We start from the raw sequence: 13,189 nt of genomic DNA on the forward strand, positions 1-13,189 counted from the left end.
CAAAAACTTCCAGGTAAGAGCCCGAAAGAAGAGCGGACGACCGGTATATCGGAGCTTTGACAAATTCTATAACTATAAACGAGAAGTGGATCGTGTCATGAACGGAAACAGAACCGCAGAAGACGACAGGTTCGCAGACCTCAGACGTTTCGTTTCACAGCAAGCAAAGAAAAAGGAGGGCAAAGAAAATGGCTGAAACGTATTCAGTAGCAGCCTCCCTTGAAGCGAGAGATTCGAATTTCACGAGCACATTTGAGGCGGCGCTCGATGTGCTTCGTTCACTGGACAGAGCAGTCAATCAGATTGCAACGGTCGTTCTGAAAGCACAGGACAATGCCACACCAGTGATTGATGATGCCATCAAGGCTTGTCAACAGGCAGACCAAGCGGCATCCGACATTGCAGAGGCAAAGCTTGATGCCAACGATAACATGACACCAACGGTCGAAGGTGCCGTCGGTACGCTCGAAAAAGCCAAGTCCGAGGCATCGGAAGGCGTCGAAGCAGAACTGGAAGCAACCGACAACATGAGCGGACCGGCCGAGGATGCAGTATCCGCAGTACTGAAGGTACAAGATGCAGTCGGTTCGGAACTGAAAGCTCAATTTGAAGCAGTAGACAATATTTCGCCAAAGGCAACCAAAACAGAGAGCGTTATCTCCAAATTAAAAGGGTTCATCAAGTCTATACCGGAAATGGTGTTAAAAGGTCGTGATGAATCGCTTGGAAAAACGGCAGACGAAGCTATCACCAAGATGGATACACTGTCGTCCAAAATCAAGAGCGGTATCGGTTTTGGCGCACTGATGGCCATCGGTAATCGTGCGGTCAATGCCTTATCCAATGGTGTACAGGGACTTGGCGAGTCATTCAATACATCAAGTCTTGCATGGAAATCCTTTAACGGAAACATGCAGATACTCGGTGCATCCGGTGACCAGATAAAATCCGTACAGAAAGACCTGGAAAATTATGCACAAGCCACTGTTTATAATGCCAGTGATATGGCATCCACCTATGCACAGTTGGCCGCAGTTGGCACGAAAAACACGACCAAACTGGTCGAAGGCTTTGGCGGTCTTGCAGCTGCGGCGGAAAATCCGCAACAGGCCATGAAAACATTGAGCCAACAGGCAACACAGATGGCCGGACGTCCAACGGTCGCATGGCAGGACTTCAAACTGATGCTTGAACAGACTCCATCCGGTATTGCCGCAGTTGCAAAACAGATGGGAATGTCCACACAGGATATGGTCCAGGCAGTTCAAGACGGCAAGATCAAGACAGAAGACTTCTTCAATGCTGTTGAACAGGTCGGAAATTCCGAAGCATTCACCAATATGGCACAGAACTTCCATTCAGTAGGACAGGCTATGGACGGACTGTACGAAGGAATCACAGCCAAGTTCATGCCCGTATGGGACAAACTCCAGGATGTAGGTATCAATGCTATCCAAGGCATCATTGATGCGATGGACCGTATCGATGTTGGCAATCTTACGGCCAAGATTGACGGATTCATAGACGGTGCCAAAAAGAGCTTTGATGATTTCTGGAGCTCGTTCATCAATTCGGGTGCCGTTGATTCACTGAGAAATCTATTTGACGACCTTGGCCCGGCCATCTCCAATGTGGCAAGTTCTCTGAGCGGAGCGAGCGGTATCTTCTCGACCTTAGGCACGGTCATTGGTACCGTGGTAGACAAGGTGGCCGAACTGGCTGATAAGATTGCCCAGTTTGTAGCAAATATGTCACCGGGACAGATACAAGCCTTTTCTGATGCAGTATTAGCATTGGGCGTGGCTTTTCTGACAATCAAAGGCGTCAGTGCCATTGCCGGAAAGATAAAAGCAATTGGCAATGCGGCAAAAACATCTGTAGGAAACGTCAAAACACTGGCTGGAAAGATAAAGAGCATCTTTACAAAAGGCAAAGGTGCATCCGATACTGCCGAAGATGTCAAAAAGATTGGCGATAATGCTAATACGGCAAGTTCTCAATGCCAACAGGCAGGGCAACGCATCAAGGCCGTATTCCAAGGCATTGGCGATGTGATCAAGTCCATAGGCACGGCAATATCCGACATTGTTAAATCGATCGGTACAGCCGTCTCTGATATCGTCAAATCATTAGGCGAAGCAATCAGTACGGCGGCGCAAGGTATTGGAACTGGGTTGGCTACTGCATTCCGAGGACTTGGCGAAGCGTTGGCCATGGTTCCGCCTAGTACATGGCTTGCCATTGGTGCAGCTGCACTGATGGTTGGTGCGGCATTTGCACTTGTCGGCACACAGGCAGACGGCTTATCACAGATACTAGGCGCATTGGCACCTATCGTTAGTACGGTAGTTGCCGGTATCGTGGCCGTAGCACAGACATTGCCGGCTATTATCCAGGCCATTGGAGATGCTATCCAGTCAACACTGGAAGGTGTGGCATCCGTCGTTGAATCCATTGGAACAGTTATCAAGGACGCATTCCAAGGCATCGCGGATGTTATTTCGTCAGTTGGCGATGCTATAAAATCAGCTTTGGATGGGGTTGCCGATATCATCACGGCCTTTGGAGATAACGTCAAATCTGTATTGGATGGTGTATCGGACGTATTCAAAGGGTTCGGCGAAGGTGTAAAGAGCATCCTTGACGGTGTGGCCGGAGTTGTCGAATCGTTCGGAAAGAGTGCTTTGAATGCCGGAAAAGGGGCGGAGCATTTAGCCAATGGGTTGAAGAACATCACAAACCTTAACCTTGGTGATATGACGGCTTCTTTGGCGGCAGTAGCTTTAGGAATTGGTAAGATCACGAAGAAATCCGCAGAGATCGATACCGTAGGTGATTCCATGCGGAATCTAAGCAGTGCCGTACAGACGCTTTCCACCAACGGAACCACAGCAGCCACATCCATGTCCACGATTGCAACGTCTATCAGTACGATGGGCGCATCGATATCAACGATTCCAGGGCAGTTCCAGATGCTTAATGCGGCTCTGGTACAGTTCACGGCATCGGCCATGATGGTTGGCACAACATCTATCATGATCGCGACCGGAATGACGGCATTAACGGCGTCTGCCATGATGGCATCGACGACCATGCTCATGCTTGGCACGATGAGTGCTATGGCATCGGCATCCATGACCATGCTCAACGGTATGATCATGATGGCAAGTGCTACCATGTCGATATTCGGCACGGACCTTATGATCGCATCCAATTACATGACCATGCTTGGAACATCTGCTATGACAGCATCCGCAAGCATGACAAGCATAGCCGCATCGTCAATGAGTGCATCGGCATCTCTTATGATGATAAGCACAGGCGCAACCGCAGCAGTCGCATCCATGATGATGCTTTCCGCAGCTGCCATCGGTGCTATGTCCGGATTTGCATCGGCTATTGCAGCAGGTGCAAGTGCTGGCGTGTCGGCTATGCAGTCTGCATGCAGTTCAATCGTCAGTGCGGCAAGCAGTGGTCTATCAAGACTTCCAAGTATTGCATCTAATGCAATGAGCCGTTTCTGCTCGGCATTGGCAAGTGCCGGAAGCAGAGCAGTATCCATCGTAACGAGCATGATGTCGAGCATATACAGCGCTATGTCGTCCGGGGCCGGTCGTGCATACAGTGCCGGATTGATGATTGGTCAAGGGTTGGCCAATGGCTTGAATGCTTCGGCCGGAGCCGTAGAAGCGGCTGCTGCCAGACTGGCGAGCGCTGCCAATGCGGCAATCGAGGCGAAAGCTAAGATGGGGTCGCCTTCTCGTATCACACGGCAATATGGTATCTGGTATGGCCAAGGGTTCATCAATGGTATCAATCGCATGATCAGTGATGTACGGCATGCATCGGAAGACCTTGTCTATCTTCCTGGCCTTGCCTTCGCACAGGCAGATACCAATTTTGGTGATTTTAACGCGGAATTGAATGACAGTTACGATTATCGCAACAGCTCGGAGTACACGATCAATATTCCATTCGATGTGGATGGAAAGAGATTTGCACGTGCGACTGCCAAATATAATGAGGCGGAGCTTAATCGAGCGAAGAAATTCAAGAGCAAATTGGGAGGTGATAGATAATGAGCTTATACTCATATCACGACACTTCTATACGTATCCCGGATGGCAGTATCCTGCCGTCCGAGGCTATGTCTTATGATGGCGTCTATCTTGAGAACGAAATCGAAGGATACAGGACTTTGCATGTTACTGGAAGAGAGCTCTATGGCGCGGAAATCAAGGAACAATCCATCGATACGATTGATGGGTCCAATTACATAGCACGAAGATACCCGCCAAGGACCATCACGGTCACTTATCAGCTTCTCGCATCCAGTGACCAGGCTTTTCGTGATGCCTACAACAAGATGAACCGATTGCTTAATGGCGAACAGGTCAAGATCATTTTCAATGACGAAACTGATAAGTATTTCATCGGCACAAAAAAGGGAATCACGGAAAACGAAAAAGGAACCAACTTTGTTATCGGTGAAATCGAGATATACTGTACCGACCCGCTCAAGTATTCAACGACCCTCAAGGAAGTGACAGCAAGCAAGAACAGTGACGGCGAGCTTGTAGCATCAGTTGAGAACAACGGAAGCATGCCGGCCACAGTTGATTATGAGATCACGGCCAATTCAGATACCGGGTATATCGGTATCGTGTCGAATAATGGAACCATGCAGTTTGGTAAGATCGATGAGGCCGATGGCGAAACAGTCCAGCAGAATGAGACATTAGGAACGATCAATGATCTACTGAATTGTGCAGATGATACCACGGGAACTATCGCTATCCATCCAAAGTACGGTGCAAAAGGCACACTGGCCAAAAAGACGTGGTTCAATAATTCATTCCTGGGATTCGGGTCAGAAGGAGCCATCGTTGGTGATGCCAACGGAGGATTAAGGACTTTCACGTTTCCGGCCGATTCCAACGGCGATTCGGATGGCGCTGTCAATTTCTACTCCTACTTCCACATATTGATGTGGGCGTCCAGGATGGGACAGACAGGAGAGATGGATCTTGGCTTTTTGACGGCCGATAACAAGCTTATTTGTGGCGTCAACTGGTACAAGACAGATACGTCCGGAAATACAGGCTATTATGAGCTGATCGTAAATGGGACATCACCCAATCCTAAGCTTGGCGGCAAAGTGCTTCGCACATGGTCATTTCAAACAAATCACCTGCACTCACAGAATCCATGGTATTGGGACTGGGGACACTGTGATATCCGCAAAGAAGGCGCTGATGTGACTTTCTATTACTGGGGCAAGTACTATAAGTACCATATCCCGGAAATTGAGAATATGAAGTGTGCAAAAGTACAGGTGAGCATCAAAGCATGGAAGAACCGTACAGGAAACAAGTTCCTGTATTATTTGGGATTGAACCGGTTCACATATCAAAAGATGCATGTCGATAAATGGAAGGATATCCCGAATCGCTTCCGCAGTGGCGATGTGATCACGATCGATGGCGATAAGGGGAAGTTCTATGTCAATGGTATGAATCGGCAACAGGATGAAATATTAGGTACACAATACTTTAAAGTGGATCCAGGCACGTCAGAAATCAAGTTCCGAGTATCGGAATGGACCAAGACAGACCCTACGATCAAGGTATACATTCGGGAGGCATGGTTATGATGGATATGCCAAGGATTGCGATATTGAGCGCATACGATGAGGTATGCGCTTTTTTAGATAATTCACTGGACGGGACTTTGCATTACTGGGATGATACCTTGCATACCTATCTGCAAGGCTCGGCTTATACTTTCGAGTTTACGACGGAATCATGGATGGAAGATGCTGCATACCTAGTGGATGGCAATCACTTATCCTTCAAATACAAGGATAAGGGCTACTATCTGAATATCGTAGAGGTTGAAAAGGACGAACTGGAAATCAAGGTCACAGCTTATGGCCTTGTATTCGAACTTCTCAACGAAGAAGTAGATACGTATGAAGGCAAATCCATGAGCTTTGAGTCTTATGTCAAGGCCTTCAACTATGAAAAGAGCTTCGATATCGGCATCAATGAAATTTCGGACAAAAGGATATCCAATAAGTGGGAAGGAACGGATACGGTACTGAAAAGACTGTATTCACTGGCCACGGTATTCGGCGCAGAGCTTGAGTTTGTAACGGAGCTCAATGACGATTATTCCTTGAATCGCATCGTCTTGAATGTCTATCGTGAACATGATGATGATCATCAGGGCATGGGGCAAAATCGAACTGGTGAGGTTCTTCACTATGATAAAGAAGTCACTGGAATCACAAAGAAATCGGACATAACCGAGCTGTGTACGGCCATTCGTCCGACAGGCAAGGATGGGCTTCAGCTCAACAAGCTGAGCGGAAAGAAAGAATATGATAGTGATGGGAATATCGAATTCCAGGTATCCGGAAACAATCTACTTGCACCGCAGGCAAGGGACCGATTCCCATCGTTGTTGAAATCGTCAAAAAATGACCGCTATATCGTCAAGATATGGAGCTATGATACATCGGATGTCAATGTCCTGTATGGGCAAGCCAAGGCAGAGCTCATGAAGATCATGGTGCCGAAAGTATCATATGAAGTCGATAGTTATGTTGACGCCAATATCGGTGATACGTTCACGATTGAGGATACGAGCTACACTCCGACACTGTATCTTACAGCTCGAGTCACAGAGCAAGAGATACGCTTCACGGATTCTTCGAATTCTAAAACAACTTTCGACAACTTCGAAGAGATCACATCACAGATTGACCAGTCACTGATCAATGCCATGCAAAGCATGATCGATGCCAAACGCACATTTGAGGTCAATATCATATCGTCCAATGGGACAGTGTTTAAAAACAATACTGGCTCGACTACATTGACAGCCAAGGTACTGGCCAACAATCAGGATGCATCCGGAGAGATGACCTATCAATGGTACAAGGATGGTACGGCATGTTCGACCGGTCAGACATTGTCCGTATTCGCGAAAGATATCACCAATACCGTTGCGTACCGTGTAGAAGCTATCGATGCCAACGGCACAGTAAGAGGGGCCACAGAAGTCACTTGTGCCAATGTGACTGATGGAAACTCAAGCCATATCCATATTGCATACGCAAATTCCGCGGAAGGCTCAAAAGACTTCAGTACGGCATGGTTCGATGGTGCCATGTACTTCGGTGTCTATACCGATGATAAGGAAACGGCATCCGAAACATATACCGATTACAAGTGGACACGTATCAAAGGAGAGCAAGGCATTCAAGGCCCACAGGGACCAAAAGGAGAGAATGGTGCTAAAGGCGATAAGGGCGATGACGCGGTATCGCTATATATCGAATCATCAAATGGTAACGTTTTTAAGAATGCGAACATAGCTACAATTCTTACCGTAGATATTTACATTTCGGGACAATTAATTACAGATAGCACAGCAATGAAAAATAAATTTGGAGATTATGCATATCTCCAATGGAAACAGAAAGAGGAAGGAGCAAAAGAATGGACTGATATTTCTTCTTCAGATAGCAGATTAAGTGATAACGGTTTTATGTTTACAGTCAATACAGATGATGTAAACAATAGAATCGTTTTTTCTTGTGAATTGAATTATTAGGAAAGGAAATCAAAATGGCAATTAAAGCTTCTAATCAAGTTACACTTGTTGACTTAACTGATGCATATACGATTGTTTTGACTTCAGAAGCGCATACTTTCATAGGCAATACAAGTTCTGTCAACGGTACACAAACAACTACGACGCAGATATTTGCGTATCTGGGTGATGATCAAGTAACAGTACAAGTTGGAACAATTACTGGCAAAACAGGGATTTCTGCTGTGTCTGACGAAAAATCACCAGCACCAACGGTAACAGTTACTGCAACATCTGCACTTACAACTGGAGGAGTTTTGGATATTCCATTAACAGTTAATGGTGATATTCAAATTACAAAACAGTTTAGTTATGCAATTGCTTTTAAAGGAACAACAGGTGCGCAAGGGCCAAAAGGGGAAACCGGTGCAAAAGGAGAAACCGGGGCCACAGGACCACAAGGGCCACAAGGGCCAAAAGGTGCTACCGGAGCAAATGGAGCAGATGCAATTACATTGGTCGTAACTTCTTCCGCAGGCACTATTTTCAAGAATGCAAGAATCTCTACGACATTGACCGCACACGTATATAGAGCCGGAGTCGAAGTTACTGGAACAGCTTTAACCAATTTAGGAACGATCAAATGGTACAAAGATGGGTCCAACACAGCGGTAGCAGCTGGACAAACCTTAACAATTAGTGCTGGAAGTGTAGATAACAAAGCATCTTATGTTGCCCAGTTAGAAGGATAGCAAAGGAGTGATCGTATGACTGTAAAAGCAAGAAGTGATACAGTCACACTAATTCGGGTAAACGATGGAGATCAGGGCCCTAAAGGCACGGATGGAATCAGCGTTGCATCAGTAGTCATACAATACTATCTGTCCACTTCCAGTACATCCATGACCGGTGGATCGTGGTCGGCGGACTATCCGAAATGGGAGCCCAACAAGTGGGTATGGATCCGACAGGAAACAACGCTTTCAGATGGAACGAAAAAATACTCAGATGGAAAACTGTGGTCGAATCTAAATGAGCTGTACGAGCTGGAAACATCCAACAGTGCCGAGATCATCAATACCAACGATTCCATCAAATCGACCGTTGAACAGGTCAATACATACCACTCCGAACTATCGGATGCAATCAAATCAAACACCGATGCACTGGATGCTTTCAAGGCCAATGTGAGCGGTACATATGCCACCAAGTCAGAGATAGCGCAGACCTCACAGTCCATCCAGGCAAGCATCAAAAAGGCCATCAGTGATAGCACATATCAGACTGTTTCAAATGTCAAACTGGATGAGTCGGGGTTGCATGTCGGCACATCCAATACGCAGACAGAATCAAAGATTGATGGCTCTGGATTGACGGTATCCGATACCGATGGCAATACACTGATGAATGTAACGACCACACAATCGATGATACAGAGCCTGAAAGTGACAGAAAAAGTGCAGTTCGGTGCCCATCAGATACAGGCCTATGACGGTGAAGAAGCAGATGGCTCGACTGTAGTAGGAACAGCCTTATTATGGATTGGAGATGTTAAATAATGCCAAGCATAAGCAAAACGGTGCAACTTGGAAGTTACTGGAAGATGACGCTGAATGTGTCTGAATCCAGTACAAGCACGGCCAGCAATACATCTACATTGTCGTACTCACTTGTACTTACATCTACAGGCGGATCGGCGCAGTATAACGGCGCGGGATCTTACGCAATCAATATCAACGGATCAAGAGTAAGATCGGGAACGGTCAATCTTAATGTGGGCACTTATGGCTCAGTTACACTTGCATCCGGATCAACAACAGTTGGTCATAACAATGATGGAAGCAAGACCGTATCCGTATCTGCATCGTACTCAAGTGCAGCAAGCGCCTACTATCTGCCATCTTCAGGCAGTACATCAGGAAGTTTGGCGCTTACCAAGATACCAAGAGCATCCAAGATCAGCACCTTTACCGGCACCACGGTAGACGGCAACTTCTCGGTAACCTATACCAAGAGCGTATCCACATACACGGACAAGCTTCGCATATCGATACCGAACGTCAAGGCACTTATGACCATCGATTACAACACGTCCGGAACGAGCTTCACGCTCGATTCGGCAAGCCTTGAATATATATACTCCAACTACACGACCACGCAGACAGTACAGCTTGGCGCCGTAATGGAGACATATAACGGTACGACAAAGATTGGTGAATCGTCTGAATACAAGATAGATGTGTCTATCAACTGCCCACCGGCCATAAATAATGTGGCACTGACTGAGACTGGACTGACTGACGCTGGAATCAGCAACACGGACTGTGTAGCACTCATCGGCAAGAAGTCTATCAAGGTAACGGCAACCGCACAGCATCATGCATCAATCAAGCTGATACAGATACAGAATGGCAATGTTACTAAATCGGTATCTGATTCTTCAACGGCGACGATTGGTTTTGACAATCTGAGCTCCGCAACCTTTGTGGTTACGGTCACAGACAGTCGAGGCTTTACGGTTTCAAAAACAGTGACCGGTACATACTATGACTACTTCAAGCCGACAATTCAGTCACTTTCCGTAGCAAGGCCGACAGATACGGCAAGCACGGCAACTATTTCAGGGACTGGTACATACTGGAACGGGACGATAGGCACCAAGGCCAATACGATCACATATACGATCACAGATGACGCATCAGTATCCGATAAGATACCAACTATATCCAATAGATCATGGTCAATTAGCGAGGCCGTGTCTAATGTTCCATATCAGTCAAGTTTCCACTTCACGGTAACGATCAAAGACGCTTTCGGGCAGTCTGAAACAAGACAGATTACGCTTCCTTCGACTACCCCGGTGGTATGGATTGGAAAGAGTCAGGTAAAGGTCAACGGTAAATCCGTAAATACCGCCATAGCACAGGCCGAGGAGCTTATGCAGTGGAAACAGAAAGTTCTAGCTGGTGAAACGGCGGTCATCATCTTTGAAAGCGAGGAATGATATGATAGTAGTTAAATTTTTAAACAATGTGCATAATCTTGTGGAGCAGAAAGACATCAAAGAGACAGTGATAGGCGCCAGTACATCGGAAGGGTACAACCACACAATCACTTGTACAGTTGATCCAACTACTTTTGACTACTTGATTTTATATTTGTATGGTAGCGGATCAAAAGTTAACAATGTTGTGATTGCCAAGTACTATAACGGCGCTTGGTATACGACCGGCGCCGTGGCGGACTATAGATACATCGCGGTCAAATTAAGCTCTAGTGGGAAGACCTTGACCGCAAATGTATGTGACTGGGTAGATTCAAAATCAAATGCCGGCGGAAAAATTACAAGAATCGTTGGAGTAAATCGGGGGGGTCACTGGCTAAGATTCTTAACTGGCTGGCACCTCGCAGAAAGGTGGTGCTAGCATGCTAACAGCTAAAGCAATGAGCACCACAGTTAAATTGGTTACAGATAAGGATATGCGATACTCGACAGATGAGGTAAAGACTGGCGCAACCTGGATAGATGGAAAACCAATTTATAGACGAGTTTTTAAAGTGACAAATAAATCTCTATCTAACGGAACGCTAGTACAAGGATTCGCCAAATCGAACTTTGATGCGATAGTTAGTATCTATGCTTTTTTGCAGGGCTCGGATGGCGGACACATACCTTTTACACGTGTTGGAAGCTCGGGAAAAGGCTCCGGGATCGAGTACTCGTCGAGTAATAATGGCTTTATATTTATCGGATCTGATACATGGTCCGCGCAGTCCACTCGATGGGTGATCATCATCGTGGAATACACGAAATAGGAAAGAGGTGTATATATGGTTTATATCAATATAGATTCAGATGGTCGTTTACAGGCCATCTCAAACACATACACAAGTTCTACAAGCAACGAGGCATCACTTGACGATGATGCTTTTTATTTTGACAAGATCGAGGGATATAAGGCCACCTACGACACCGAAGGAAAGTTGCATGTAGCCTTTGACCAGACTCAATACGACGCTTATACCAAGGCGCAAGCCGAGGCCGAAGCGAAAGCAAAAGAAGAAGAGAAAAAGCAGGACAAACAGGATGAAATCTTGAATCAGATCATCGCGATGGGTATCGATATCGGACAGATGAAAGCGGATATCGACTTCTTAAAAGCCATGTCCGGTGTGGACTCGACCGCGGAAGAAGGTGCTTAGTATGACCGTGTACCAAATGGCTAAACTATACTATCCAAGATACTGGACGCTGCGTATGCTTAATAAGCTCGTCAAGGCCGGACGGCTCACACAAGCCGAAGTTGACGAAATCGTAAGCGGCGCAAAGGAGGGCTAATCTATGAATCAATTACAATCAAAAAAATGGTGGGACGCGGCACTTATCCGTGCGGTCAAGACGGTATGCCAAACGGCAGTTGGTACGATTGGAGCCAGTACGATGATCGAGGCCGTGGACTGGAAAGTGGTGCTATCCGCAAGCCTTTTGGCCGGACTGGTATCACTGCTTACAAGTTTAGGCGGCTTGCCTGAGGTGTCTGATGGTAACGCCTAAGGACGGCATGACCTTCGAATTTCTGTTTTCTTTGGCCGCCTTTGCGGTCCTGATCGTCAATGTGGTGGTCATGATCAAGAACAACAGTAAGACAGATGCCGAAGGTGTGGTCAAGGCGAATCTGAAGCTTGATGCACTATGCCGTGACTCGAGCGAGACAAGACTGGATCTCAAAAGTATGAAATCAGATATCGAGAAGATGACCAAAAAGCAAATCGAGCATGACTTCCGTTTGGAAAAGATCGAGGAAGATCTAGACAGCGCATGCGGTCGAATCACGAAACTGGAAGAGAAAGAAGGATAATAACATGGCAGAAAAAGATACATTTGAAACTCTAAGCAAAGAAGCAAAAGAAGAATTATCGAACGGAAAAGAAAAAGAAGAAAAGAAAGAAGGAAAGTAGTATGCATAGCAGTCTAACTAACAAGATCATCCTATCCCCAAATCACAGCGGTCAACGTGTCTGCAAGGTATCCAAGGTCACCATCCACCACATGGCTGGCAACTTATCTATCGAACAGTGTGGTGCGGTTTTCCAGAATACTGCACGTCAAGCATCAAGCAACTATGGCATTGGCTCAGACGGCCGTGTCGGATGCTACGTAGATGAAAACTGTCGAGCATGGACAAGCTCGAGCAACTGGAACGACCAACGCGCAATCACTATCGAAGTAGCCGATAACAATCTATCCACATGGTCAATTTCAAACGCAGCATATACTAAGCTTATCGAGCTATGTGCCGATATCTGTCGACGCTACGGTATCACACCAAGCTATGACGGTACGCCTAACGCAAGCTTCACAGAGCATCGTATGTTTGCTGCTACTTCATGCCCTGGTCCATGGATCCATGCCCGTATGCCGCAAATCGTTAAAGACGTCAAAGCCATGATGGCCGGATCTAAGCCAACTACCAACCAAGTACAAGGCAATTTGCCCGATCAGATCTTGACTGTAGGAAGTAAGGTCCGCTCTATCGGTATGTTGGTAGAAAAGGTCGATGTGGCCAATCAGATGATCTACAACTCCGTC

At 46.5% G+C, this 13,189-nt stretch carries 12 protein-coding genes; all 12 read left to right on the forward strand.

The window, feature by feature from the left end; translation table 11 throughout:
• Positions 1–188: 188 nt before the first annotated feature.
• A complete protein-coding gene (locus EDX97_RS09545) occupies positions 189–4,079 on the forward strand; it encodes a tape measure protein (RefSeq protein WP_128520931.1) in 3,891 nt (1,296 codons plus the stop codon).
• Positions 4,079–5,653 carry a distal tail protein Dit gene (locus EDX97_RS09550; protein WP_128520932.1) on the forward strand — a complete coding sequence of 525 codons (1,575 nt, stop codon included), beginning with the start codon at positions 4,079–4,081 and terminating at the stop codon, positions 5,651–5,653. The genes EDX97_RS09545 and EDX97_RS09550 overlap by 1 nt, the downstream gene beginning before the upstream one ends.
• Complete coding sequence (locus EDX97_RS09555) at positions 5,650–7,620, forward strand: phage tail spike protein (RefSeq protein ID WP_183164336.1); 1,971 nt, start codon at positions 5,650–5,652, stop codon at positions 7,618–7,620. The genes EDX97_RS09550 and EDX97_RS09555 overlap by 4 nt, the downstream gene beginning before the upstream one ends.
• A 14-nt stretch (positions 7,621–7,634) precedes the next feature.
• Positions 7,635–8,351 (forward strand): collagen-like triple helix repeat-containing protein, encoded by a 717-nt coding sequence (locus EDX97_RS12125; protein WP_183164337.1) that lies wholly within the window; start codon positions 7,635–7,637, stop codon positions 8,349–8,351.
• Between the two features lie 15 nt (positions 8,352–8,366).
• Entirely contained in the window at positions 8,367–9,158 is a 792-nt protein-coding gene (locus EDX97_RS09565) for a hypothetical protein (protein WP_128520934.1), read from the forward strand.
• Positions 9,158–10,603, forward strand: coding sequence for a DUF859 family phage minor structural protein (locus EDX97_RS09570; RefSeq protein WP_128520935.1), 1,446 nt, complete (start codon positions 9,158–9,160; stop codon positions 10,601–10,603). The genes EDX97_RS09565 and EDX97_RS09570 overlap by 1 nt, the downstream gene beginning before the upstream one ends.
• 1 nt (position 10,604) lies before the next feature.
• Positions 10,605–11,024, forward strand: a complete 420-nt coding sequence (locus EDX97_RS09575) for a hypothetical protein (RefSeq protein ID WP_128520936.1) — start codon at positions 10,605–10,607, stop codon at positions 11,022–11,024.
• A 1-nt stretch (position 11,025) separates the two neighbouring features.
• Positions 11,026–11,415 carry a hypothetical protein gene (locus EDX97_RS09580; protein ID WP_128520937.1) on the forward strand — a complete coding sequence of 130 codons (390 nt, stop codon included), beginning with the start codon at positions 11,026–11,028 and terminating at the stop codon, positions 11,413–11,415.
• Between the two features lie 15 nt (positions 11,416–11,430).
• Entirely contained in the window at positions 11,431–11,802 is a 372-nt protein-coding gene (locus EDX97_RS09585; RefSeq protein WP_128520938.1) for a hypothetical protein, read from the forward strand.
• Between the two features lie 139 nt (positions 11,803–11,941).
• Complete coding sequence (locus tag EDX97_RS09590) at positions 11,942–12,154, forward strand: holin (RefSeq protein WP_128520939.1); 213 nt, start codon at positions 11,942–11,944, stop codon at positions 12,152–12,154.
• Positions 12,141–12,458 carry a hypothetical protein gene (locus EDX97_RS09595; protein ID WP_128520940.1) on the forward strand — a complete coding sequence of 106 codons (318 nt, stop codon included), beginning with the start codon at positions 12,141–12,143 and terminating at the stop codon, positions 12,456–12,458. The genes EDX97_RS09590 and EDX97_RS09595 overlap by 14 nt, the downstream gene beginning before the upstream one ends.
• A 101-nt stretch (positions 12,459–12,559) precedes the next feature.
• A partial coding sequence (locus EDX97_RS09600) for a peptidoglycan recognition protein family protein (RefSeq protein ID WP_148039810.1) occupies positions 12,560–13,189 on the forward strand: 630 nt, incomplete at its 3' end.

Source organism: Absicoccus porci (genome assembly GCF_003725415.1).
GTDB lineage: Bacteria > Bacillota_I > Bacilli_A > Erysipelotrichales > Erysipelotrichaceae > Absicoccus > Absicoccus porci.

Bases quoted from the DNA above. Each gene is read 5' to 3' on its own strand.
- EDX97_RS09570 (WP_128520935.1), top strand. From the start codon at position 9,158: ATGCCAAGCATAAGCAAAACGGTGCAACTTGGAAGTTACTGGAAGATG.
- EDX97_RS09550 (WP_128520932.1), top strand. From the start codon at position 4,079: ATGAGCTTATACTCATATCACGACACTTCTATACGTATCCCGGATGGC.
- EDX97_RS09595 (WP_128520940.1), top strand. From the start codon at position 12,141: ATGGTAACGCCTAAGGACGGCATGACCTTCGAATTTCTGTTTTCTTTG.
- EDX97_RS09545 (WP_128520931.1), top strand. From the start codon at position 189: ATGGCTGAAACGTATTCAGTAGCAGCCTCCCTTGAAGCGAGAGATTCG.
- EDX97_RS09555 (WP_183164336.1), top strand. From the start codon at position 5,650: ATGATGGATATGCCAAGGATTGCGATATTGAGCGCATACGATGAGGTA.
- EDX97_RS09580 (WP_128520937.1), top strand. From the start codon at position 11,026: ATGCTAACAGCTAAAGCAATGAGCACCACAGTTAAATTGGTTACAGAT.
- EDX97_RS09585 (WP_128520938.1), top strand. From the start codon at position 11,431: ATGGTTTATATCAATATAGATTCAGATGGTCGTTTACAGGCCATCTCA.
- EDX97_RS09565 (WP_128520934.1), top strand. From the start codon at position 8,367: ATGACTGTAAAAGCAAGAAGTGATACAGTCACACTAATTCGGGTAAAC.
- EDX97_RS09590 (WP_128520939.1), top strand. From the start codon at position 11,942: ATGAATCAATTACAATCAAAAAAATGGTGGGACGCGGCACTTATCCGT.
- EDX97_RS09575 (WP_128520936.1), top strand. From the start codon at position 10,605: ATGATAGTAGTTAAATTTTTAAACAATGTGCATAATCTTGTGGAGCAG.
- EDX97_RS12125 (WP_183164337.1), top strand. From the start codon at position 7,635: ATGGCAATTAAAGCTTCTAATCAAGTTACACTTGTTGACTTAACTGAT.